At 43.9% G+C, this 23,397-nt stretch carries 20 protein-coding genes; 1 reads left to right on the top strand and 19 read right to left on the bottom strand.

What is annotated here, in order from left to right:
• From rsgA to EV207_RS09970, 11 genes are read right to left on the bottom strand one after another with little or no spacing between them, the layout of a single operon-like run.
• Window positions 1-882, bottom strand: coding sequence for a ribosome small subunit-dependent GTPase A (gene rsgA, locus EV207_RS10020; RefSeq protein WP_132746081.1), 882 nt, complete (start codon window positions 880-882; stop codon window positions 1-3).
• Window positions 883-901: 19 nt separating this feature from the next.
• The gene (gene pknB / locus EV207_RS10015) at window positions 902-2,947 is read right to left on the bottom strand and encodes a Stk1 family PASTA domain-containing Ser/Thr kinase (protein WP_132746025.1); all 2,046 of its coding nucleotides are present in this window, start codon (window positions 2,945-2,947) and stop codon (window positions 902-904) included.
• Entirely contained in the window at window positions 2,944-3,690 is a 747-nt protein-coding gene (locus EV207_RS10010; protein ID WP_132746024.1) for a Stp1/IreP family PP2C-type Ser/Thr phosphatase, read from the bottom strand. The genes pknB and EV207_RS10010 overlap by 4 nt, the downstream gene beginning before the upstream one ends.
• A gap of 39 nt (window positions 3,691-3,729) precedes the next feature.
• On the bottom strand, window positions 3,730-5,076 hold the full coding sequence (gene rsmB / locus EV207_RS10005) for a 16S rRNA (cytosine(967)-C(5))-methyltransferase RsmB (RefSeq protein WP_165886899.1): 1,347 nt from the start codon (window positions 5,074-5,076) through the stop codon (window positions 3,730-3,732).
• Entirely contained in the window at window positions 5,073-6,014 is a 942-nt protein-coding gene (fmt, locus tag EV207_RS10000) for a methionyl-tRNA formyltransferase (RefSeq protein WP_132746022.1), read from the bottom strand. Before fmt ends, rsmB begins: the two co-directional genes overlap by 4 nt.
• Window positions 6,015-6,048: 34 nt before the next feature.
• Entirely contained in the window at window positions 6,049-8,472 is a 2,424-nt protein-coding gene (gene priA / locus EV207_RS09995) for a primosomal protein N' (protein ID WP_132746021.1), read from the bottom strand.
• On the bottom strand, window positions 8,469-9,683 hold the full coding sequence (gene coaBC, locus EV207_RS09990) for a bifunctional phosphopantothenoylcysteine decarboxylase/phosphopantothenate--cysteine ligase CoaBC (protein WP_132746020.1): 1,215 nt from the start codon (window positions 9,681-9,683) through the stop codon (window positions 8,469-8,471). Before coaBC ends, priA begins: the two co-directional genes overlap by 4 nt.
• Window positions 9,684-9,741: 58 nt before the next feature.
• Window positions 9,742-9,930, bottom strand: a complete 189-nt coding sequence (gene rpoZ / locus EV207_RS09985) for a DNA-directed RNA polymerase subunit omega (RefSeq protein WP_132746080.1) — start codon at window positions 9,928-9,930, stop codon at window positions 9,742-9,744.
• A 2-nt stretch (window positions 9,931-9,932) separates the two neighbouring features.
• On the bottom strand, window positions 9,933-10,553 hold the full coding sequence (gene gmk / locus EV207_RS09980) for a guanylate kinase (RefSeq protein WP_132746019.1): 621 nt from the start codon (window positions 10,551-10,553) through the stop codon (window positions 9,933-9,935).
• Between the two features lie 19 nt (window positions 10,554-10,572).
• Complete coding sequence (gene remA / locus EV207_RS09975; protein ID WP_132746018.1) at window positions 10,573-10,833, bottom strand: extracellular matrix/biofilm regulator RemA; 261 nt, start codon at window positions 10,831-10,833, stop codon at window positions 10,573-10,575.
• A 31-nt stretch (window positions 10,834-10,864) separates the two neighbouring features.
• Window positions 10,865-11,734, bottom strand: a complete 870-nt coding sequence (locus EV207_RS09970) for a YicC/YloC family endoribonuclease (RefSeq protein ID WP_165886898.1) — start codon at window positions 11,732-11,734, stop codon at window positions 10,865-10,867.
• A gap of 177 nt (window positions 11,735-11,911) precedes the next feature.
• On the opposite strand from EV207_RS09970, the gene EV207_RS09965 reads away from it, so the two are divergent.
• Window positions 11,912-13,633 carry an Rqc2 family fibronectin-binding protein gene (locus EV207_RS09965; protein WP_132746016.1) on the top strand — a complete coding sequence of 574 codons (1,722 nt, stop codon included), beginning with the start codon at window positions 11,912-11,914 and terminating at the stop codon, window positions 13,631-13,633.
• Between the two features lie 44 nt (window positions 13,634-13,677).
• Here the strand turns inward: EV207_RS09965 and pyrE are convergent, their stop codons facing one another.
• From pyrE to EV207_RS09925, 8 genes are read right to left on the bottom strand one after another with little or no spacing between them, the layout of a single operon-like run.
• Window positions 13,678-14,325 carry an orotate phosphoribosyltransferase gene (gene pyrE / locus EV207_RS09960; RefSeq protein ID WP_132746015.1) on the bottom strand — a complete coding sequence of 216 codons (648 nt, stop codon included), beginning with the start codon at window positions 14,323-14,325 and terminating at the stop codon, window positions 13,678-13,680.
• Window positions 14,326-15,036, bottom strand: a complete 711-nt coding sequence (pyrF, locus tag EV207_RS09955) for an orotidine-5'-phosphate decarboxylase (RefSeq protein ID WP_132746014.1) — start codon at window positions 15,034-15,036, stop codon at window positions 14,326-14,328.
• A complete protein-coding gene (locus EV207_RS09950; protein WP_132746013.1) occupies window positions 15,009-15,941 on the bottom strand; it encodes a dihydroorotate dehydrogenase in 933 nt (310 codons plus the stop codon). The genes pyrF and EV207_RS09950 overlap by 28 nt, the downstream gene beginning before the upstream one ends.
• Window positions 15,935-16,717, bottom strand: coding sequence for a dihydroorotate dehydrogenase electron transfer subunit (locus tag EV207_RS09945; protein WP_132746012.1), 783 nt, complete (start codon window positions 16,715-16,717; stop codon window positions 15,935-15,937). Before EV207_RS09945 ends, EV207_RS09950 begins: the two co-directional genes overlap by 7 nt.
• Window positions 16,718-19,927: a carbamoyl-phosphate synthase large subunit gene (gene carB, locus EV207_RS09940; RefSeq protein WP_132746011.1), complete on the bottom strand. Its 3,210-nt coding sequence runs from the start codon at window positions 19,925-19,927 to the stop codon at window positions 16,718-16,720.
• Window positions 19,920-21,011, bottom strand: a complete 1,092-nt coding sequence (locus EV207_RS09935) for a carbamoyl phosphate synthase small subunit (protein ID WP_132746010.1) — start codon at window positions 21,009-21,011, stop codon at window positions 19,920-19,922. The genes carB and EV207_RS09935 overlap by 8 nt, the downstream gene beginning before the upstream one ends.
• The gene (locus EV207_RS09930; RefSeq protein WP_132746009.1) at window positions 21,008-22,291 is read right to left on the bottom strand and encodes a dihydroorotase; all 1,284 of its coding nucleotides are present in this window, start codon (window positions 22,289-22,291) and stop codon (window positions 21,008-21,010) included. The genes EV207_RS09935 and EV207_RS09930 overlap by 4 nt, the downstream gene beginning before the upstream one ends.
• Complete coding sequence (locus EV207_RS09925; protein WP_132746008.1) at window positions 22,266-23,186, bottom strand: aspartate carbamoyltransferase catalytic subunit; 921 nt, start codon at window positions 23,184-23,186, stop codon at window positions 22,266-22,268. The genes EV207_RS09930 and EV207_RS09925 overlap by 26 nt, the downstream gene beginning before the upstream one ends.
• Window positions 23,187-23,397 lie beyond the last annotated feature (211 nt).

Here is a 23,397-nt window from a genome sequence, read left to right as displayed (position 1 = left end):
TTAATAACGCCTCTTTCTGCTTTTTATTTCATCATAAAATTGTTTGTAATGGCTGTATCTTGACTTGCTGACGGTGCCATCCTGAAGCCCAGCTTTCACCGCACACCCCGGCTCTGTTAAATGGGTACAGCCTCTAAATTTACACTCTGAACTGAGCCTGTCCATTTCACGGAAACAACCAGCCAATTCATCAGCTTCAATTTTGGAAAATTCAAGAGAACTAAAACCCGGCGTATCGGCAACATAACCTGTTCCAACGGGAAGCAGCTCAACATGTCTTGTCGTATGCTTCCCCCTGCCTAGACTTGATGAAATGCTGTCGGTAAGAATGTTGAAGGTTGTATCAAGGGCATTAAGCAGTGAAGATTTGCCGACGCCGGACTGCCCGGCGACAACGCTGATATGCTCATCAAGGAATGGCCTCAGCACATTTATGCCCTCGCCTGTTTCACTTGATGTCAACAAGACAGTATAGCCTATGCGCCGGTATAAATCGGCATGGGCTAGAATCATATTTTTTTCCTCTTCATTCACCAGATCAAGTTTGGTTATACAAATTAAAGGATTAATCGCATGTGATTCAATATGAACGAGAAATCGATCCAATAAAAGATCATCAAAATTAGGTTCCAATGATGAAAAAACCAAAATGGCCTGATCCACATTCGCAATCGGCGGACGATTGAGTTCATTTCTTCGCTCTCCGATGCTAAGAATATAACCGTCAGTCGGATTTTCCGCTTCATATGTGACCTTATCGCCAACCAATGGGGAGATTTTCTTTTTTCGAAAATTGCCCCTTCCCCTGCACTGGTATACCTCATCGCCGGTTTTCACATAATAAAACCCGCTCAAAGCTTTAATAATACGCCCTTCCGTCATAACATCATCCTTACATGTCTTATGATTGGTCATAATTCACCGTTTCTTCCTGCTGCGTCTGGCCATCGACAATGACCTTATAATGCGCGCTTTCTTTCGGGTTAATTGTCATTTTCAAATCATATGTTTTCGTTTCCGTGATATCCTCTTCAACAAATGTATCATGATCATGTGAGGCATCACTATAGACGATTTGAACATGGACTGGACTCGGCTGCCTATCGGGACCTTTCATTCTTCCATGGCCCTTTCCGCGGTCATTTCCCGGGGGCTCTTGTCTTTGATTATCGACCTTGACCGTGATAGACTTTGTAACCTCTTTCGGTTTAAGCTTCTTACCTTTTGAAAGGTAAACCGTAACGGATGACCCTTGTTGGACAGTATCACCATTGGCTGGACTTTGTTTTAAAACATGATCTTTTTCAACATCATCAGAATAGTCGCCTTCTTTAAAATCGGCATTGAGCCCAACGTCCTTTAAAGCAGATTCGGCTTCATCCTTGGTCATCCCTGTTAAATCAGGCACTGTTGATTTAGGAGGGCCGGCGCTGTATGTCAGCTCCAACACCGTCTCAGATGGCACAACCTCAGATCCCGCATCCGGCTTCTGCTTCATAATTTCACCTGGTGCAACATCGCTTGACGTTTCCTCACGATAGACAACTTTTTTATAATCATTACCATCCAAGAGACTTTTAACAGTATCTTTGTCATATCCGACATAATCGTCAACCTTAACCTTCTCCGGTCCAGTGCTGACATAGAGTGTTATTGTTGCATTTTCTTTCACATTCGTCTTGCCTTTAGGATCCTGTTTAATAACATCATTCTCTTTAACATCCTTATCTGGTCTTTCTTTTCGATCGACATATAAATGGTGCTCTTTTAGAATATCCGTCGCATCGTCATACGATTTGCCAGTGACATCAGGTACTGTGACGTTGTTAACATAAAATATTTTTGGTATGACATAGAAAGCGGTGGCCGATGCACCTCCTAAAAGAAGAATCAAAATAAAAATGATCCAAAAAAGTTTCTTGCCTTTTTTCATTTTCTTTTTTTCTTTTTTATCCTTTTTGTTTAATAAAGCTGTTGCACCATTATCTTTCGTCGTCTTGGCGGACTCCCCGTCATCTGTATTGTCACCCGCTAATCCGCTGCCAACGATCGGTATTATTTTTGTATTCTCACCATCATTATCATCATCTTCATCAACCGGCAAGATTAATCTTGGTTCATGCCGTCTTGATGGATCCAAGGCTGTATCTAAATCATTATAAAAAGCATTGATATTGTCATAGCGATACTCAGGATTCTTAGACATTGATTTAATGACAATGTTTTCAAGACTTTGAGGCAGATCCTGACGAAATTCTGATGGAAATGGAACTGGTTCATTTAGGTGCTTAAGAGCAACCGTTACAGGTGAGGAACCCGGAAAAGGCAATCTTCCTGTTAACAGTTCGAACATGACAATCCCCAAAGCATAGATATCCGATTTTATCGTAGCTTTACCGCCCTTAGCCTGTTCCGGCGACAAATAATGTGCAGAACCAAGTATCGCATTAGTATAGGTGATGGTAGCGGAAGTCACAGCCAGCGCAATGCCAAAATCAGTCACTTTAACATTGTCATGGTGGTCGATCAGGATATTATGAGGTTTAATATCCCTATGAACAATTCCCCGCTCGTGAGCATGTCCAATCGCCAAAGCAATTTGTTTTAGAATATAGACAGTATCCTCAAAAGGAACAGGTTCAGTGTCCTGGATAAACTTCTTGAGTGTCACACCGTCGACGTATTCCATCACAATAAAATAACAGTCATCTTCCTCACCGATATCATAAATGCTCACAATATTCGGATGCGAAAGGCTGGCCACGGATTCCGCTTCTCTTCTAAAGCGCCGGATAAAATCGTCGTCGTTAGAAAATTCACTCCGCAGGATCTTTACTGCAACTAGCCGATCTAATATCAAATCTTGTGCCTTATAAACAATCGCCATCCCTCCATCACCAAGACGGGAGAGAATCTGATATCTTCCGCTTATTCGTTTGCCAATCATGAGTCATCACCATCGGTATTTTCGATAATCGTCACCGTGATATTATCATCACCGCCGGCTGCATTCGCTTTTTCAATCATCAATGATGCCTGCTCGTCTAACGTCTGACCGCTGCTAAGGATGCTATTAAGCTCCTCATCAGATAATTTATTGGATAAACCGTCTGAACATAAAAGGATTTTTGCGCCTCTAGCCCATTTGATGGTTTTTGTATCAACCTCAATGTCTTGCTCAGTCCCCAAAGCTCTCATTATCACATGTTTTTGGGGATGCAGCTCGGCATCTTCTTTAGATAATTGGCCTGATTTTACAAACTCATTAACGAGCGTATGATCCTCCGTTACTTGCAGGAAATCGCCTTCTGCCGGCAAAAAGTAGATGCGGCTGTCACCAACGTGGCCGATAACAAATACATCCTTTTGACATATAGCAGCCACAATGGTAGTGCCCATACCGCGGCATTCTTCATTTTGGTTTGAGTGATTAAAAAGATGCTTATTTGCTGCCAAAATCACATCGTTCAGCCATTTGCCATCATCATTTTGTTCTTGCAATCCCTCAACGTCTTCCCATTTTTCCTGAATAAATTTTATGGCCATTTGACTGGCAACATCACCCGCGCGATGGCCGCCCATCCCATCAGCGACCACGGCAAGCAATCTTCGCGAGTGAGGGAACACGCCCCCGCTGTCTTCATTATGGAACCTAACCTTGCCTTTATCCGTTTTAAAAACAGATTTCATTTAGTCACCTCCATGACATTAAACAGACAGCTTTGTCAGCTATTTTCTTCTAATGCATGAAATAAAAAAGCCATCTGTTTCAAATTGGTACGGGAGTATTTGCAGCATCGCTTCAGCTTCCCAAAGACCTTCCGCCATCACACGGTCCGGAACATGGTTTTGTACAGCTGGGTCTAATTCAAATTCCGGATGGTTTTTCAAAAAGTCAAGAACAACCGTCTGATTTTCATTTCGTTCAATTGTACATGTGCTGTATATCAATTTTCCGCCTGACTTAAGAAGAGGAGCAGTCTGGCTCAGGATAGCCATTTGAACATTGGCGATATTGCGGACATCCTCCTCCGTCTTCTCCCATTTAATTTCGGGCTTACGGCGAATAACACCAAACCCTGTACAAGGGGCATCAACTAATATACGGTCAAACGTTGCTTCTCCAAAGACCGTTACAGCATGTCTTGCGTCGAGTGCACGGGTTTCCACAATGGCCGCGCCAATACGATTCACCTGCTGATCGATCAGACCTGTTTTATGTGTATGTAAATCTAACGCGTGAATTGTCCCTTCATTATTCATTAATTCGGCTAGATGTGTCGTTTTCCCTCCAGGCCCGGCGCAAGCATCCAAAACCTTCATACCAGGCTCCGGTGCAAGAGCAGGAGCGACAAGCATTGAGCTTTCATCTTGAATAGTAAAATAACCTTCCTGATAGGCTGTGGTGCGCGCGGCATTACCGCTTAAAATAACAGCAGCATCAGGCGATACGCTTCCGGGCTTAGCTTCAATGCCCTCTTTTCTAAGCCGATCAATCAAACTGTTAACATCTGTTTTTAATCGGTTCACCCTAATCGTAGCTTGCGGCGGTTGATTGTTTGCCTCACAGATTTGACCCGCTGCCTTCTCACCAAAGTGTTCGGTCCATCTCTTAATTAGCCATTGAGGATGGCTATATTGATAGGCTAATCTTTCATCTTTAGGCTGAATGGCCGATAAATCCGGGAGACCTTGTCTCAGCATCTGACGAAGGACGCCGTTTACAAAGCCTGCTACGCCCTTATGACCCCTTTTTGATGCGATTTTAACCGCTTCATTAACCATAGCATGATCAGGTATTCTCGTCAGAAAAGCCTTTTGATAGATCGATAAATAAAGCAGCTGTCTAACCCATGGTTCTATTTTACGGTTCGGCTTTATGTATGTTTGCAAATAATAGTTCAAAGTCATTTTTCGCTGAATGACACCATATACAAGCTGAGTCAAAAGCGCCTTATCCTTTTGGTTCAACTCCGAATGCTCTAGAGCTTCATTTAGAACGAGCTGACTGTATGCATGCTGCTTTTCTATTTTTAACAGTATATCAAGCGCCGTCTCCCTTGCGGTTCGCTTCATAATGGGTTACCCAACTTTTCTCCAGTTTCAATGCCGCCGCCCAGCAAAAACTGTGCAGCTGACATTCTCTTTTTGCCTGCCGGCTGGCATTCAGTGACTTTAACTGCAGTTCCATTCCCTGTTGCGATAACAAAGCCATCCTTTTCTATATAGATCACCGTGCCAGGATCAGCCAGTTTTTTTACTTTCACTTTTTCCGTCCGCCATAACTTCATCACTTTGCCCCCAAAAACTGTAAAGGCTCCGGGAAAAGGATTGAGCCCCCGTATTTGGTTATATATGTCTTCACCGGTTTTATCCCAATGAATTTCCTCATTTTTGCGCTGAATGGTCGGTGCATAAGTTGCTTCATCATCATTTTGAGGCGTCGCCGTTATTTGACCCTTTTCTATCGCCGGCAGTGTTTCAGATAGTAATTCTGCCCCCGCTAGGCTTAATTTGTCATGAAGACTGCCAACTGTATCGTCCTCTGAAATCGGGACTTTAACCTGAGTCAGCATATCCCCCGCATCCAGAGCCTTCACCATATACATGATGGTAATGCCGCTCACATCTTCCCCATCAATAATGGCTTGATGGATTGGAGCACCGCCGCGATATTTGGGAAGCAGTGAGGCATGGACATTAATACAGCCAAGTTTTGGCACTTTCAAGAGTGATTCGGGTAAAATCTGTCCGTAGGCTGCGGTAACAATTAGATCCGGATGATATGAAAGGATGTCCTCAACAACCTCAGGCAAACGGACCTTTTCCGGCTGCAAAACCGGCAAATCATACTTTAACGCTAACTCTTTTACAGGCGGCGCTGTGAGCTGTTTTTTTCTGCCCTTTGGACGATCCGGCTGAGTCACAACCGCCTGCACAGCATGCCCATCGTCAATGAGCCGCTGCAAAATTGCTACCGAAAAATCGGGTGTTCCCATAAAAACAACATTCATCTAATCATCCTCTATAGGGGGAGAGCCCCGTTTTTTACATTAAAATAAAAGGGTTAACATCTATTGAAATGTGCAGATTATCCTTTGTAAAAGCTTCTTGATAATGCGATTGGATTTTATTCAATACGTTAAGCAGGTTTGGTTCATTTTTATATTTTATCATGCACTGGTAACGATATCTATCCTTGATCCTGGGAATCGGCGGAGCGACAGGGCCAAGAATTTGTGCTGTTTGCGTCAGTGATTGTTTCAAAACATTGGTAATACTTTCAGTGACATCGACGACTTTTGGAAACTCAGTGTGTGATACTGTAACTAATGCCAAAAAATAATATGGTGGGTATCGGTGTGACTGCCTTTCTCTCATTTCCTGATTATAAAATCCGTTATAGTCATGGTTCCCGGCATGGACAATGGCGTAATGGTCAGGTGTATAGCTCTGGACAACAACTTCACCTTTCTTCTCATGGCGTCCGGCTCTGCCGCTGACTTGGGTAAGAAGCTGAAATGTTTTTTCCGATGCACGAAAATCCGGCAGGTGCAGCATTGTATCGGCAGCAAGTACTCCGACTAGCGTTACATTTGGAAAATCCAGACCCTTCGCAATCATTTGTGTGCCTAGTAAAATATCAGCCTTCCCATCACCGAATGCTTTTAAAAGCTTTTCATGACTTCCTTTCCTCCTGGTCGTGTCAACATCCATTCGCAGGACTCGAGCTTCGGGGATCATGCGGGTTAGGGCCTCTTCGACTTTTTGCGTCCCTGACCCGAAATAGCGGATATGCTCACTTTGACATGACGGGCAGCTATTCGGAAGTGATTCCTGATACCCGCAATAATGGCATTTAAGCTCAGCATGGCGCCTATGATAAGTAAGGGAAATGTCACAATGCGGGCATTGAATGACATGGCCGCAATCCCGGCACATAACAAAAGTGGAATAGCCTCTCCGATTTAAAAACAAGACACTTTGCTCACTCTTATCTAGCCTGTCAAGGAGTTTATCATGCAGGACCTTTGAAAACATTGAGCGGTTGCCGTTCCTTATTTCTTCACGCATATCAATCATCATAACTTCAGGCATGGATTGATTATTAATGCGTTTTGCAAGCGAAGCCAACCGGTAAACCCCCTTTTGGGCACGGGCAAATGATTCCAATGCCGGTGTAGCGCTCCCAAGCACAACAGGGCAATTGTGAAATGTCCCGCGGAAAATAGCGACATCCCTTGCATGGTATCTTGGATTCTCTTCTTGCTTATAACTTGTTTCATGTTCTTCATCAATGATAATAATGCCTAGATTTTTAAATGGCGCGAACACAGCAGATCTCGCACCGACAACGACCCTGACTTTCCCGGTATGGATCTTTCGCCATTCATCATATTTTTCACCCTTGTTAAGACCGCTGTGCATAACAGCGACTTCGGAGCCAAACCGGCCTTTAAAGCGGTGGACCATTTGCGGGGTAAGGGCGATTTCCGGAACGAGAACAATTGCCTCTTTCCCCATATTTATAACCTTTTCTATCGCTTGAAGATAAATTTCAGTTTTCCCGCTCCCGGTTACCCCGTGACACAAATAGACGTGATGATGCCCAGATGCAATATCTTCCTCAATAGGCTTAAGCACTTCTTCCTGTTCGTCTGTTAATGTCAGGGCTGAAGTGGGTTTGATATCAGACCTTGCATAGGCATCCCTGAATTGTTCAACTTCTTGCTCAATTAAATAGCCCTTGTCAACCAACCCCTTTACCGATGGCCTGCTGACACCTAATTCCTTTAACAGTTCTGACAGGACAGCGGGTTCATTCTGGCTTCTATTAAGAAAAAAACGAAGAACCTTTTTTTGTTTTTCAGCCCGCTTGTCCATGTCTTCTAACGCTTTGTGCAAGTTAATATAATCGGCAGGGGAGATCATCTTAACACGCTTTTCCTTCCGTTTGTCCTCAACCTTCTGTTCAACCGAAAGCCAACCCTTTTTTATCCCATTTTGAAGGTCCTTCAAATATGAAGGCTGGTTCTTGACAATTGACTCCCATTCAACGGGTTTTTGCTGTTTGGTCATAAAATCATAAACCCCTGGATAATTTTCTTGAAGGGCTTTGTCATCCGCGACCGAAATATATTTCTTATAATTCGCTTTCATCACAGCGGGCAGCATGGCCAAGTAAGCCGATACGGTAAAACAAAGGGCTGTTTCAGAAAGCCAAGAGCCGAGCTCCAGCAATTCATCTGTTAATACCGGTGTATGGTCAACCACGGATTCAATCGGCTTTATTTTTTTCAATTCTGAGTGCTGTTCTTTCCCCACAACAAAGCCGAGCAGCTTCCTGGGACCGAATGGTACAACGACACGCATCCCCGGTTCAACCACCGGCTCCAAGTCATCCGGAATAAGGTAATCAAATGGCCTATCCGTCTGACTGACAGGCACATCGACGATAACTTTAGCAATCATTGCTTAGCTCTCTTTTCAAACATAGAGGCAAGAGAGGAACAGAGCTGTCTTGCAACATCCTCCTTGGACATGAGTTCAAAGTCCTTTTCCGTGCCGTTCGGAAAAAAGAATGTCACATGGTTTGTATCTGAATCAAACCCTGAGTGATCCTCAAGGATATTATTAGCTACGATCAAATCCAGCCTTTTCTTTTCGAGCTTCTTTTTTGCATACTCGTCAATATTTTCAGATTCCGCTGCAAAACCAATGAGAATTTGGTCTTGCTTCTTCGATCCTAATTCAGCTAAAATATCGGGATTACGGACCATTTTAACAATCATTTCGCTATCAGCCTTTTTAATTTTATGATCATTAATAACCTTAGGGCGATAATCCGCAACAGCCGCTGATTTAATAACGGCATCGACATTATCAAATCGATTCATCACCTGTTCGTACATCTCGTTTGCTGAAATAACATTCACAAGTTCAACCCCTTCAGGTGGTTTAAGGCTTGTCGGTCCTGACACGAGAATAACCTCCGCACCTGCAGCGTGTGCTGCCCTCGCAACAGCATAGCCCATTTTACCTGATGAATAGTTGGTAAAATAACGGACCGGATCCACACCTTCCCTTGTTGGACCAGCGGTAACGAGAACACATTTTCCTTTAAGCGGTTGCATGTCATCATCCGTGAAAAACAATTTTAATGCAGCAAAGATATCTTCAGGCTCACTTAGCCTCCCCTTGCCTACCCAGCCGCAAGCAAGCGGACCGGACCCTGGTTCGATGATGCGATATCCCATGTCCCGTAAAGTCAGGAGGTTCTTTTGAACGGATGGATGATGATACATATTAACGTTCATTGCCGGGGCGACCCATACGGGTGCTTTGGATGCCAAAACAGTTGTCGTAACAATGTCATTGGCGAGCCCGTTTGCCATTTTTCCTATTGTGTTTGCTGTAGCAGGCGCAACAAGAATTAAATCGGCTTTATCAGCTAAGTCAATATGGGCAATTTGTTCAGGGTCCTTCTCGGTAAATAGATCATCATGGACCGGCCTTCTCGATAAGGCTTGAAATGTTGACGGTCCAACAAATTGTTTGGCAGACGAAGTCATGACAACATCGATCATGCAGCCTGCTTTTTTTAATAGACTTGTTAATGTTGCCGCCTTATAAGCTGCAATCCCTCCTGTTACGCAAAGAACAATTTTTTTTCCTTTTAGCATCGATACCTCTCCTTTAAAAAAACAACAACCTTAAGTCAGGTTGTTGTATGTTGGGATCCTATTTGGATTTTAGCAAACCTTCATTAATTTCCTCTAAGGCTTTGCCTACAAATTTATTTGATTTCGTTCTGGCCAAAAGCAATTCGCTTTTCTCTTGAAGCGCTCTTGCCCGCTTTGCTGAAAGTGTCACCAAAGTATATTTTGAATCAATACGTTCCAATAGTTTGTCAATAGATGGATATAGCATCATTATTTATCAACCTCCGAAAGCTTTTTATATTTTTCAATAATGCGTTCACGTTTGCAGTGCTCTGCGGTCACAATCGATTCGATCCTTTCGCATGCTGCATGCACTTCATCATTTTCAACAACGTAATCATAATGCTTCATCAAGTCAATTTCACTTTTGGCTACAGTCAGACGATTTTGGATCAATTCAGCTGTTTCCGTTCCTCTTCCTGTTATCCGTTTTTTCAACTCTTGTAGACTTGGCGGCGCCAGAAATATAAAAATGCCTTCTGGAAAACGTTCCTTTACTTGAAAAAATCCCTGCACTTCAATTTCTAAAATGACATCTTTGCCTTCATCAAGTGTCTGGCGAACGTAGTCAATAGGCGTCCCATAGTAATTCCCGACGTATTCTGCCCATTCCAGCAGTTTCTTTTCACGAATCATGTGTTGAAATTCATCTCTGGATTTAAAATAATAATGGATACCGTCTATTTCACCTTCTCTAGGTGCCCTGGTAGTAACAGAAATAGAATATTGCAAATTTGTGCCGCTTTGGCGGAGCGCCTTGCATACCGTCCCTTTTCCAACCCCGGAAGGTCCAGATAAAACAATTAATAATCCTTTTTCTTTAAAAGTCATATAAAATATCCTCCACTACTTAGCCTTCATCAGCGATGTCGTCATTTTGGATCAGTCTTTGTGATACCGTCTCAGGCTGGACAGAAGAAAGAATCACATGATCACTATCCATGACAATCACCGCCCTTGTCCGGCGGCCATAAGTCGCATCAACCAATTTGTTTTGATCCCGTGCCACTTTAATTAAGCGTTTAATCGGTTGGGATTCCGGACTGACAATAGAAATAATTCGGTGTGCTGATGCGATGTTCCCAAAGCCAATGTTTATTAATTTTATCATAAATCTCCTGACCCCCAATATTATAAATCAATTATTCCACATTTTGAACTTGCTCTCTAATTTTTTCCAGTTCACTCTTGATATCGACGACAAACCGGCTGATTAAAACATCATTTCCTTTAGAACCAATAGTATTCACTTCCCTATTCATCTCTTGGATCAGGAAATCGAATTTCCGGCCTTTTGGTTCATGTGCATCCAACAGCTCTGCAAACTGTTTTGTATGACTTGTCAGCCTGGTTAATTCCTCATCAATATTCGACTTGTCTGCAAACACAGCGGCTTCGGTCAACAATCTCTGCTCATCAATATCGGCGTGCCCTTGCAAAAATTCCAAGACATGCTTTTCTAATCTTTCCATGTAGTTTTTCTTTACAGAGGGGGCGTAGTCGCGAAGCTCCAAAACCATTTTTTGCAGCGTATCGTTGCGCTCAGACAAATCATTATATATATGTTCGCCTTCCCGCTTTCGCATGCCGGTTAAATCCTTAACGGCCCGATCGGCAGCCTTTATAATTAACGGTTCAAGATCACCTGCATCGAGAGGTGTTTCACTTGTTAAAAATAAATCCGGCAACTGCAACAGATCGGATATGCCAATCTCATTTTGAATAGGATACCGCTCAAATATCTGCTGGCATTCTCTTATGTATTGTTCTAGGATCGGCCAATTTGTTTCGACTTTAGGCGATGTCAATGATTCACCATCGACAGTAAGATAGAAATAAAGTTTCCCGCGCTTTATGGATGATTTGATGATTTGCTTTATTTTATCCTCTAGATAGAACAATTGTCTAGGGATATTGAGGGAAATGTCAAGATAACGATGATTGACTGATTTGACCTCCACACTAACACGATGTCTCTGATTTTCAGAAATCGCTCTTCCGTAGCCAGTCATACTATACAACATCCGATCACTTCCATGCTTTATAATTTTATATAATTTTTCGGAACCTAACAAGGTTATGAAGAAATGAACTTCCCATCAGGACATGCTATACTTATTATAAGTGCTCGGGCCGGTGAAAACCAGTATTTCGGGCATTCCCATAGTAGAGAAAGAGAGGGATCAACCATGGTATACGACGGCATTGTTACCCGAGCGGTCACAAAAAGTCTGCAAATCCTTCCCGGTGGCAGGCTATCGAAAATCTATCAGCCCCACCCGTCAGAATTACTTTTTCATGTTCGGGCCCATGGAAGTAATTATAAATTATTGCTTTCAACAAATGCCCAGTTTGCACGCTACCATTTAACGAAGGCGACATATGATAATCCAAAAGAGCCATCAATGTTTTGTATGCTCCTTAGAAAGCATTTGGAAGGGAGTATCATCGACAGTCTTGAGCAAGTTGGCTGCGAAAGAATCGTCCATCTTGATTTTCGAGCGAAAAATGAATTTGGTGATTTAACTTATAAGAGACTTATTATTGAATTGATGGGAAGACATAGCAATATTATTTTAACAGATAGAGAAAGCGGGCGCATCGTCGACAGCATCAAACATCTATCACCCTCAATGAACAGCTATCGGACAGTTATGCCCGGTTTGGATTATATCTCCCCCCCTCATCAGGATAAGCTGAATCCATTGGAGGCGACACCAGAAGATCTGCTGCGGGTGCTTGACTTTAACGCCGGACGCCTTGAAAACCAAATTGTCCAAGCTGTCAGCGGCTTTTCTCCTCAATTGGCAAAGGAAATGCTGCATCAAGCCGGTCTTCCACACCGTGATGCGGTTGCGGAAGCTTTTGCGAACATTCAAGAAAAACTCAATACTAATAAGTATCAGCCTGCTATTATTTATTCGCCAAATGGCAAGGATCAGTTTCATGTTATCGAGATGTCACACCTTAAGGGAAATCATGACATATATCAAGATGTGAACAAAATGCTTGAACATTATTACGCCACAAAAGCGGAGTCTGACCTTGTCAAGCAGAAAGCCAATGATTTGCACAAATTCATTTCTAATGAAAAGAAGAAGAATCATACAAAGCTCAAGAAATTAAATCGAACGCTAAAGGAAGCTGAAGAATCGGCGACTTTTCAGCTTTACGGCGAACTGTTGACCGCAAATATGCACCTTATGAAAAAAGGTGATGAAAAGATTGAAGCTGTCAACTATTATGATGAAAATCAGGAGAAGATAACGATTGCTCTTAATCCAAATAAAACACCTTCTGAAAATGCCCAATTCTATTATAAAAAATATAATAAAGCCAAAACAGCCAAAAAAGTTGTGGAACAACAAATAAATATGACTGAACAGGAAATCGATTACTTCGACAGGCTGATGCAGCAAATTGAATCAGCATCCCTTAAAGATGTGGAAGAAATTCGCGATGAGCTTGAGGAAGGCGGATACCTAAAAAAGAGAAAAAAGAAACAAAGCAAAAATCACAAACAGAAACCGCATCTTGAACATTATTATTCTTCAAACGGCACACTTATTCTTGTTGGAAAGAATAATAAACAGAATGATTATTTAACTACGAAAGAAGCCAAAACAGACGAAACCTGGCTGCATACAAAGGATATTCCCGGTTCGCATGTTGTGATCCGCACGAAGGATGTCACGGAGAATACCCTGCTTGAGGCTGCTAATCTCGCTGCATACTTCAGCAAGTCCAAAATGTCCAGCAGTGTCCCTGTTGACTATACACTGATTAAGCATGTGAAGAAACCGAACGGCGCGAAACCGGGCTATGTCATCTATGATCATCAAAAAACAATCTATGTTACACCAGATGAACAGCTGGTCTTGAAGCTAAAAGATAATGCCAATGACTCTTAAGAAAACCATCCACTCCTCAAAATTGAGGTATGGATGGTTTTTCTTCAGGCGTTTGTGTGAAGCAGCCAATCCTCTTTTTCTGGGGCCTGATACCACATTTTCAATTGTTTTAATTGTTGCTCTGATACTATTTCCTTATTAACCGCAAGATCAATCAAGTGTTCAAAATCGGTAAGAGTATGCCAGGGGACACCTGCATCATCAAAATTTTTGGCAGCAGCAGGTAGCTGATACGTGAAAATAGCGGCGGCGCCCAAAACCTCTGCCCCCTCTTCCTTCAACACTTCAGCCGCATTCAACACACTGCCGCCGGTAGAAATTAAATCTTCTATAACAACTACCTTTTGCCCCGGTTGAATCAAACCCTCAATCTGCTTTTTCTTCCCGTGTGATTTCGCTGATCCCCGAACATAGACCATCGGCAGGCCAAGCGCTTCACTGATCCATGCCGCATGGGGAATCCCTGCTGTCGCCGTTCCTGCTATCACTTCTGCTTCGGGATAGTATTCTTTTATTAAGTCTACAAACCCTTTTATGATATCCTTTCTAACCTCAGGGTAAGAAAGCGTTAAACGGTTATCACAATAGACCGGTGATTTCATGCCCGATGACCATGTAAAAGGGGATTCAGGGCTTAAGACGACCGCATCAATATTCAAAAGATGCTCCGCAATGTGTTTATTGTTGTTCATTTAGATAGTCCTCCATTCGGTTAATACCTTTTCATAAGCGAACCTTGGATCCTGTGCTTTGATGATGCTTCGGCCGACAACGATGTAATCGCATCCCAGTTCTTTGGCTTTACCAGGCGTAGCCACTCGTTTTTGGTCGTTAACTGAATCACTGGCCAGTCTGATCCCCGGTGTCACAGTCAAAAAATCCGGTGAGGTACCGTTCTTGACCAACTTGGCTTCCCAAGGAGAGCAAACAACACCGTCAAGCCCGGAAGCATAAGCGGTCTGCCCATAAGATCCAATCACATCATTAAGGGGCTTATCAATAAGAACTTCATTTTCAAGCATCGCTTGATCCGTACTGGTTAATTGTGTGACAGCTAGGCAAATAGGCCTCTTATTGTTGGAAGTGCCTTCTTCAAGTCCTTCCAATGCCGCCTTCATCATTTCTGAGCCGCCGGCTGCATGGACATTAACCATATCGACATTGAGCTTCGCGAGCCCCCTCATGGCCTTCTTAACAGTCGTTGGAATATCGTGCAGTTTCAGATCAAGAAAGACTTTGTGATCGTTAGACTTCAGCTCTTTAACAAGATCAAGACCTTCCTGATAGAACAGCTCCATGCCAACTTTGACATACAAAGGCTCACTAGGGTTAATTTTATCCAATAGAGTCCGCATCTCTTCCTTGGAAGCTACGTCTAACGCGATGATGATGTCTTTTGACATGCTCCCCAGCTCCTTCCTTTTAATTCATCGATATGACTGACATTCATTTTTTCAAGAAGAGCAGGGAGATCTTCGATGATTTTTGGACAGACAAGCGGGTCAACAAAATTAGCTGTGCCAACAGCGACTGCGCTTGCTCCAGCTAGGAAAAATTCTATCACATCTTCGGCATCCTGAATCCCTCCCATGCCGATGATCGGAATCGTGACATGCTGGCTGACTTCATATACCATTCGGATCGCAACCGGCTTGATAGCTGGCCCGCTCAAACCGCCCATCTTATTTGCGAGGACAGGTGCTTGCGTCTTAAGGTCAATACGCATGCCCATTAAAGTGTTAATCATAGAGAGGCCATCCGCACCTGCCTCCTCAACCGCTTTTGCCATTCCAACAATATCACTCACATTAGGTGAGAGCTTGACATAAACCGGAACGGTAGAAACAGCTTTAACCTTTTCTGTAAGCTCTGCTGCGATTTCAGGAACAGTGCCGAATGTGATGCCGCCTTCCTTGACATTAGGGCATGAAATATTCAATTCCAAAGCCCCGACGTTTGGGACTTTAGAAAGCTGTTCTGCCGTATAAACATAGTCATTGGTTTCCTTGCCGGCAATATTCGCTAGAATGGGTGTATCAAAGCTCTCTAACCATTTAAGTTCTTCGTTAATGATTTTTTCGACCCCGGGATTTTGCAAACCGATCGCATTCAGCATCCCCCCCGGTGTCTCGGCTACCCTAGGGGTTGGGTTCCCGAAGCGGGTTTCCTTGGTCGCGGCTTTAATCGCTATTGCTCCTAGACAATTCAGATCATAAAGCTCGCCGTATTCCTTTCCAAAAGCGAAGCAGCCTGAAGCCGGCATCACAGGGTTTTTCATATTCAGTCCCGGAAGCGCTATATTTAACATGACAGAATCACCTCTCCCGCTTTAAAGACTGGTCCATCACTGCACACCTTGCGATATCCTTTTTCATCATTTGGATCAACCGTTTGGCATGTACAGGCAAAGCAAGCGCCAATCGCACAGCCCATTCTCTGTTCCAAGGATAAATAAAGGGGCTTATTGGAATAATTAGCCTCCAATGCTTTTAGCATTGGCACAGGGCCGCAAGCATACATAATATCATAGGTGATGTCATGTTCTTCGATAACATTAGTCACAAACCCTTTTTGTCCTGCTGATCCGTCAACAGTTGCGAGCCTTGTGGGGCCAAGCTCGGAAAACTCTTTTTCATAAAAACTCACCTGCTTATTTGCAAAGCCAAGCACATGAATGACGTTCACGCCGTTTTTCTTCAATTGTCTAGATAAATAGTAAAGGGGAGGGACACCGACACCGCCCCCAACTAAAACAGCGGTGCCACCCGGTTTGCAGCTCTCTATAGGAAAACCGTTGCCCAAAGGGCCCAAAACATTCAGCTCTTCGCCTTGACGGCATTCGGCCAAACGTTTTGTCCCTTTCCCTTCTGCACGAAAAATCATTGTAAGCTCGCGACTTTCACGATTGACATCACAAATGCTAATTGGCCGTCTCAGCAGCGTATCGATTGAATGGGCGGCCTGGACATGGACAAACTGTCCGGGTTCCTTTACCCTAGAGGCTAAATCACCGCACACCTTCAGCTCGAAAATATCCTCAGCAACTTCTTTTATATCGGTGACTTCCATTCTATCAATCAGCATCTATACATTCACCACTTTGCGTTTTGTAAACTTAGGCATGCTAGTAGCCGTAAATGAAAGAGATTCCAGCACACCGAGAAGTGCTTCAGCTGTATCCAATGATGTTAAGCAGACGACACCATTCTCAACAGATTCCCTGCGAATTCTAAAACCATCCCTTGCAGGCTGCTTCCCTTTTGTTAATGTGTTGACAACGAATTGAGCATCCCCGCGGCGAATAACTTCAAGAAGACTAGGCTCTTCCTTCCCGATTTTGTTTACTATCGTGACCGGAATACCGTGTGACTGGACAAACCGTGCCGTCCCTTCTGTTGCAAGAATGTTGTATCCGATATCTGAAAACCTTCGGATCATTGGCAGCGACTCTTCTTTGTCTTTATCAGCAACAGTGAAAAGTACCGACCCATGCGTCGGGATCGTCATTCCGCTGGCAAGCAGGCCTTTATACAATGCTTTTTCCAATGTTACATCCCTGCCCATGACTTCACCCGTAGATTTCATTTCCGGTCCTAATGTAATGTCTACACTTCTCAACTTAGCGAAGGAGAATACCGGAACTTTGACAAAGACATCCTTCGGTTCCGGATGTGCCCCTGTCCCATAGCCTAGTGATGCAAGCGACTCTCCCAGGATCACTTTCGTTGCCAGGTTAGCCATCGGAGCACCGGTTATTTTACTTAGGAAAGGGACTGTCCGGCTTGACCTTGGGTTAACTTCTAATACATATACCTCGCCCTGGTGAATGACAAATTGGATGTTTAATAAACCTATGATTTTTAAGCCTTTAGCGAGTTTCACTGTGGTTTCCCTAATTTTCCCCTTAATATCCTCCGAAAGATTTTGCGGCGGATAGACAGCAATCGAGTCACCTGAGTGCACCCCGGCGCGTTCAATATGCTCCATAATGCCCGGTATATAGACATCTGTGCCATCTGAAACAGCATCGACCTCGATTTCAGTACCCGTTAAATAACGGTCAATCAAGACAGGATGCTGCGGATTGACCTTCACAGCGCTTGACATATAATGCTCGAGCTCTTCCTTATGGTAAACAATTTCCATCGCTCGCCCGCCTAGGACATATGAAGGCCGGACAAGGACCGGATAACCAATTTGTTCGGCAATATGAAGCGCCTTTTCTTCCGAAAATGCCGTTTTGCCCATTGGCTGAGCAATCTCAAGCTCATTTAACAGCTGTTCAAATTTATCACGGTTCTCCGCCTGATCCATTGACTCAAGTGACGTGCCAAGGATGTTAACGCCTCTTTCCTGTAGTTCGGATGCAAGGTTGATGGCTGTTTGCCCGCCGAATTGGACGATAACACCCATCGGTTTCTCTAGGTCGATTACATGCATAACATCCTCAACGGTGAGGGGCTCAACATAGAGTTTGTCAGAAATACTGAAATCCGTTGATACCGTCTCAGGGTTGTTATTAATTATAATCGCTTCGTAGCCTCGTTCCTTAATACCCCAGACTGTATGAACCGTTGCATAATCGAATTCAATGCCTTGTCCGATTCGAATCGGCCCTGAACCGAGCACCAGAACGCTTTCTTTATCCGTTACAGCTGATTCATTTTCCTCTTCATATGTGCTGTAATAGTATGGTGTTTCCGATTCAAATTCTGCAGCACAAGTGTCAACCATTTTGTAGACAGGCTTTAGTGACAAGCCTTTTCGCAAGTCATAGATCTCTCTTTCAGGTTTTCCCCATAGTTCGCCAATAATATGGTCACTAAAGCCTAACTGTTTGGCTTCAGCAAGTACCTCAGGCGCCATGATGTTTTGGGTAAGCTTACTCTCCATCTTGACAATGTTGTCTATTTTATAAAGGAAGAACCGGTCAATGGCCGTCCACTCCCAAATTTGTTCGATAGTATACCCTCGGCGCATCAATTCAGTTATGAACGCCATTCTGCGGTCATCCGCCTCTTTAATTCCTTGAATCAATTGCTGATCCGATTCGTCTTTGATACCGTCATGAGTGAGATGCATGACGCCGGTTTCGAGGGACCGGACCGCTTTTAGAAGCGATTCTTCAAAAGTACGGCCTAATGCCAGAACTTCACCTGTTGCTTTCATTTGGGTGCCAAGTTTCCTATTGGCTGCATCGAATTTATCAAACGGCCACCGCGGAATCTTTGTCACGACATAATCTAATGTTGGTTCGAAACTGGCATATGTGGTGCCTGTTACTGCGTTTTTAATTTCATCTAAATGATAACCGGCCGCAATTTTAGCCGCTACTTTTGCAATCGGGTACCCTGTTGCCTTAGAAGCAAGAGCTGATGAGCGGCTGACCCGTGGATTGACTTCAATAATATAATAATGATTGCTGTTAGGATCCAAAGCCAGCTGGACATTACAGCCCCCTTCAATTTTTAGTGCCCGTACAATGCGTAATGACACACTGCGCAGACGCTGCAGATCCCGGTCGCTGAGGGTCTGGCATGGGGCTGTAACAATGGAATCTCCCGTATGAATACCGACAGGATCGAAGTTTTCCATGTGACAAACCGCAATCGCGCCGTCATTTCCATCACGCATAACTTCAAACTCAATTTCTTTAAAGCCGGCAATGCTTTTTTCAACTAATACCTGATTGACGGGGCTTTGCTTTATGCCATTAGCAGCAATGTCATTAAGCTCTTGTTCATTATTTGCAATTCCGCCTCCAGTGCCGCCGAGTGTATAGGCAGGGCGAATAATGACTGGATAGCCAATCCTCGTTGCAAAACCTTTTGCATCTTCAAGAGTGGTAACAATTTCACTCTCTGGTACCGGCTCGCCCATTTCATACATCAGTTCTCTAAATTGGTCGCGGTCCTCCGCCTGTTCAATCGATGCAAGTTTAGTACCTAGAAGTTGAATCCCGTACTCATCAAGAATCCCCGAACGATGGAGCTCTGTTGCCATGTTCAAGCCTGTTTGCCCACCGAGTGTTGCCAGTATGCCGTCTGGGCGTTCCTTACGAATAATTTTGCTTACAAAGGATAATGTCAGTGGTTCAATGTATACCCTATCTGCCATATCCGCATCCGTCATAATCGTTGCCGGATTCGAGTTTATTAATATAACTTCAAATCCTTCTTCCTTCAGTGCTTGACAAGCTTGTGTTCCTGAATAATCAAATTCCGCCGCTTGACCAATGACAATCGGCCCTGATCCAATCACTAATATTTTCTTGATGTCCTCGCGTTTAGGCATATTGAACCCCCGCTTTCTTGAATGCTTTGATTTCATTTTTAAATTGATCAAATAAGCCCGCACTGTCTTCAGGTCCAGGTGAAGCTTCAGGATGGAATTGGACGCTGAACGCTGAATACGTTGTATGTTTGAGACCTTCTACAGTCACATCATTGATGGCAATATGAGTGATATCTAACCCTGATTCTTCTAAAGAATCCTTTTGGACCGTATAGCCATGATTTTGCGATGTCATCATAAATTTACCGGTTATTAAATCCTTGACCGGATGGTTTGCCCCGCGGTGACCGAAGCGCATTTTCTCCGTGTTGCCGCCGCAGGCGAGCGCTAGGAGCTGATGTCCCATGCAAATACCGAAAACCGGCACTTTCCCAAGAATCCCTCTTATCATGTCAAGTGCTTCTGGGACGTCTTTTGGGTCTCCAGGGCCATTGCTCAACATCACACCGTCCGGCTGCATTCTCAAGATCTCCTCTGCTGTTGAATGATATGGTGCAACTAGACAATCGAAGCCTTGTTTGATAAGATCCCGCAAAATGCCTTTCTTTGCGCCAAAATCAACCAACACAACACGGGGACCATTACCCGGACTAGCGTAAGAAACCTTTGTTGATACTTTTTGAATCTGGTTTGTTGGCATTTCAAGCTGCTTAAGCTCTTCTACCACCGCTTCAACGTCGGCATCCATGGCGCATAATCGGCCTCTAAGCGTGCCATATTCCCGTATCATCTTAGTTAACCTTCTTGTGTCAATGCCTTTAAGGCCTGGTATGTTTTTATCTGCCAGCAGCTGATGCAGTGACTGTTCACTTCGCCAATGGGAAGGCATCTCTGCTGCTTCCTTTACGATTAATCCGGCGATCGCTGGATTTATCGATTCAAAATCATCTCTGTTAATTCCATAGTTACCGATTAACGGGTAGGTCAGTGTTACAATTTGGTCACAGTAAGATGGGTCTGACAGTGTTTCCTGATAGCCGGTCATTCCTGTATTAAATACAACTTCCCCGTCGCTCAAATCGTTTCCTCCAAAGCCTGTACCAACAAATATAGCGCCATTTTCTAAAATAAGCTGTCTCTTCATTTCGCAACCCTCTCCTTATGCCATACTATTTCTCCTGATGCAATGGTTACCGACGGCCAGCCTTCACACTTCCAGCCATTAAATGGTGTATTCTTTCCTTTTGATAAAAACTCATCTGAGGCAATTTCCGCATTCCTATTTAAGTCCAAAACAACAACATCTGCTTGATGACCAACCTCTAACGTTCCATAATCCAGCCCAAAAGCTTGAGAAGGCTTTTCAGTCATGCGATTGATAAGATCCTCTAAGGTCAGTACGCCTTTCTTCACAAGATGTGTATATAAAAGCGGGAAAGCCGTCTCCAAACCAACAATGCCAAATGGTGCTTTTTCCATCGGCAAAGCCTTTTCTTCCGCAGCGTGAGGCGCATGGTCAGTTGCTATAAAATCAATCGTTCCATCTAAAAGACCCTCGATCAGCGCTTCTCTGTCCGTATTGCCCCTTAGCGGCGGGTTCATCTTATAATTTGTATCAAGACCCGGTATATCATCCTCCGTAAGCAAAAGGTGGTGCGGGGTAACTTCTGCCGTGACATGAATACCCGCCTTCTTCGCATCCCTTATAACCCGGACTGACTCCCTAGTACTGACATGGCAGACATGGTAGTGAGCACCGCTTGCTTCCGCCAGCAGGACGTCCCTTGCAATCTGGACCGCTTCACAAATATTGGGAATCCCGTTTAACCCATGCTTCTTCGCAAATTCGCCATCGTGAACTGAGCCGCTATAGATCAACGAATTTTCTTCACAATGGGCAACAATCGCTACGTCGGCCTCTGCAGCTTGCCGCATCGCTTCAACCATCATGCCGGCTGACTGAACGCCTACACCATCGTCTGTGAAGGCAAAAGCGCCTGCCTTATGAAGAGATGGAAGGTCTGTCAGTGTTTCACCCTTTAGTCCCTCGGTAATTGAACCATAAGGCAAAACCCTCACAACCGCATCTTTCTGAATTTTATCCATAAGCTCGTGAACTGTTTCCGAAGTATCTGGTACTGGAGATGTGTTTGGCATCGCTGCTACTGTTGTAAACCCGCCTTTGGCAGCCGCCATCGTACCTGTTTTAATTGTTTCCTTATGTTCTCCGCCGGGTTCTCTTAAATGGATATGAAGGTCAACAAACCCGGGTGCTACAAGCTGATTTGCAGCGTCGATCACTTTGTGTTCCATTGCCTCTATGTGATCCTTTATAGCTGTTACTTTATCATTTTCAATTAAGACATCCTTTTTTTCTATTTGCCCATTTGTATACACGTTACCGTTTTTCAATAATATCCCCATAATTTATCGCCCCTTTGTTTTTTTCAATCGCCCACTCCAATACAGCCATTCGTGCTGCGACACCATTATTTATTTGTTTAAATATTCTTGACCTGCTGCATTCCACGAGTTCATCCGCTATTTCTACATCTCTGTTAAATGGTGCAGGATGCATAATAATACTTTCAGGCTTCATTCTTTCGGCACGTTCAAGCGTCAATCCAAATTGCCGGTGATAGTCTTCCTTAGAAAGAGGCAATGTTTCATCATGTCTTTCATGTTGGATACGGAGCATCATGACAACATCAGCCTCGCTGATGGCGTCATCTATAGGACGAAATTCTCCTGGCAGATTATCATTGCGCCAAGCTTGTGGCCCGGATAACAACACTTTTGCTCCAAGCCTTGTTAGAATTTCCGCATTAGAACGGGCGACCCTGCTGTGCCTAAGATCGCCGATAATGGCAACTGTCAGTCCTTGGAACAGTATGAATTCCTGTTGGATAGTAACTAGATCAAGAAGTGCTTGTGTCGGATGATGATTGCAGCCATCGCCGGCATTGATTAAAGCCAGGGAAACCCGGTTCTTAAGATCCTCAAAGTAGGCATCTTGAGGGTGCCTGATAATCGCCGCCTGTGTTCCGACTTCTTCAAGCGTCCTGATCGTGTCATATAAACTTTCACCTTTTCTTGTACTGGATGTATCGGCACTAAAATTGAGCACATGGTAGCCAAGACGTTTTTCTGCGGCCTCGAAGCTGAATCTTGTTCTCGTGCTGGGTTCAAAGAACATGTTAGCCACGATAACGGGTTGTGTTTCCCGATAAAGCTTGTCTTTGGCTATTGCTTCCGCCCTGCCTATTATGGAAAAAAGGTCATCCAACGGTAAATCGGTTAATGTCAAAAAGTGCCTCATACAATCCCTCCTAATCAAATTTAAAAAACTCGCTTTAGATAACTTAATGTACAAAAAAACCTCTCCGCCAGACAGCTGACGAAGAGGTTCGTTAGGCATCTCTTGATAGCTTGAACATAGGGTCATGTTCTTTGCACACTGATACCTAAGGTCGCCCCTTATCAGCCTCACTGGACTGCCTTTAAAAGGGAACATATTTATTTTTTTAATA

Origin of the sequence: Scopulibacillus darangshiensis (assembly GCF_004341035.1) — a bacterium.
GTDB classification, from domain to species: Bacteria; Bacillota; Bacilli; order Bacillales; family Sporolactobacillaceae; genus Scopulibacillus; species Scopulibacillus darangshiensis.
Note: the sequence above shows the minus strand (reverse complement) of the source record. Positions and strands in the feature narration are given on the sequence as shown.

Bases quoted from the DNA above. Each gene is read 5' to 3' on its own strand.
- pknB (WP_132746025.1), bottom strand. From the start codon at position 2,947: ATGATTGGCAAACGAATAAGCGGAAGATATCAGATTCTCTCCCGTCTT.
- priA (WP_132746021.1), bottom strand. From the start codon at position 8,472: ATGATTGCTAAAGTTATCGTCGATGTGCCTGTCAGTCAGACGGATAGG.
- EV207_RS09965 (WP_132746016.1), top strand. From the start codon at position 11,912: ATGGTATACGACGGCATTGTTACCCGAGCGGTCACAAAAAGTCTGCAA.
- remA (WP_132746018.1), bottom strand. From the start codon at position 10,833: ATGATAAAATTAATAAACATTGGCTTTGGGAACATCGCATCAGCACAC.
- EV207_RS09970 (WP_165886898.1), bottom strand. From the start codon at position 11,734: ATGACTGGCTACGGAAGAGCGATTTCTGAAAATCAGAGACATCGTGTT.
- EV207_RS09945 (WP_132746012.1), bottom strand. From the start codon at position 16,717: ATGCTGATTGATAGAATGGAAGTCACCGATATAAAAGAAGTTGCTGAG.
- EV207_RS09950 (WP_132746013.1), bottom strand. From the start codon at position 15,941: ATGTTAAATATAGCGCTTCCGGGACTGAATATGAAAAACCCTGTGATG.
- rsgA (WP_132746081.1), bottom strand. From the start codon at position 882: ATGACGGAAGGGCGTATTATTAAAGCTTTGAGCGGGTTTTATTATGTG.
- EV207_RS09935 (WP_132746010.1), bottom strand. From the start codon at position 21,011: ATGAAGAGACAGCTTATTTTAGAAAATGGCGCTATATTTGTTGGTACA.
- EV207_RS09925 (WP_132746008.1), bottom strand. From the start codon at position 23,186: ATGAGGCACTTTTTGACATTAACCGATTTACCGTTGGATGACCTTTTT.
- rpoZ (WP_132746080.1), bottom strand. From the start codon at position 9,930: ATGCTATATCCATCTATTGACAAACTATTGGAACGTATTGATTCAAAA.
- pyrE (WP_132746015.1), bottom strand. From the start codon at position 14,325: ATGAACAACAATAAACACATTGCGGAGCATCTTTTGAATATTGATGCG.
- rsmB (WP_165886899.1), bottom strand. From the start codon at position 5,076: ATGAAGCGAACCGCAAGGGAGACGGCGCTTGATATACTGTTAAAAATA.
- EV207_RS09930 (WP_132746009.1), bottom strand. From the start codon at position 22,291: ATGGGGATATTATTGAAAAACGGTAACGTGTATACAAATGGGCAAATA.
- coaBC (WP_132746020.1), bottom strand. From the start codon at position 9,683: ATGCTAAAAGGAAAAAAAATTGTTCTTTGCGTAACAGGAGGGATTGCA.
- pyrF (WP_132746014.1), bottom strand. From the start codon at position 15,036: ATGTCAAAAGACATCATCATCGCGTTAGACGTAGCTTCCAAGGAAGAG.
- carB (WP_132746011.1), bottom strand. From the start codon at position 19,927: ATGCCTAAACGCGAGGACATCAAGAAAATATTAGTGATTGGATCAGGG.
- EV207_RS10010 (WP_132746024.1), bottom strand. From the start codon at position 3,690: ATGAAATCTGTTTTTAAAACGGATAAAGGCAAGGTTAGGTTCCATAAT.
- fmt (WP_132746022.1), bottom strand. From the start codon at position 6,014: ATGAATGTTGTTTTTATGGGAACACCCGATTTTTCGGTAGCAATTTTG.
- gmk (WP_132746019.1), bottom strand. From the start codon at position 10,553: ATGACTTTTAAAGAAAAAGGATTATTAATTGTTTTATCTGGACCTTCC.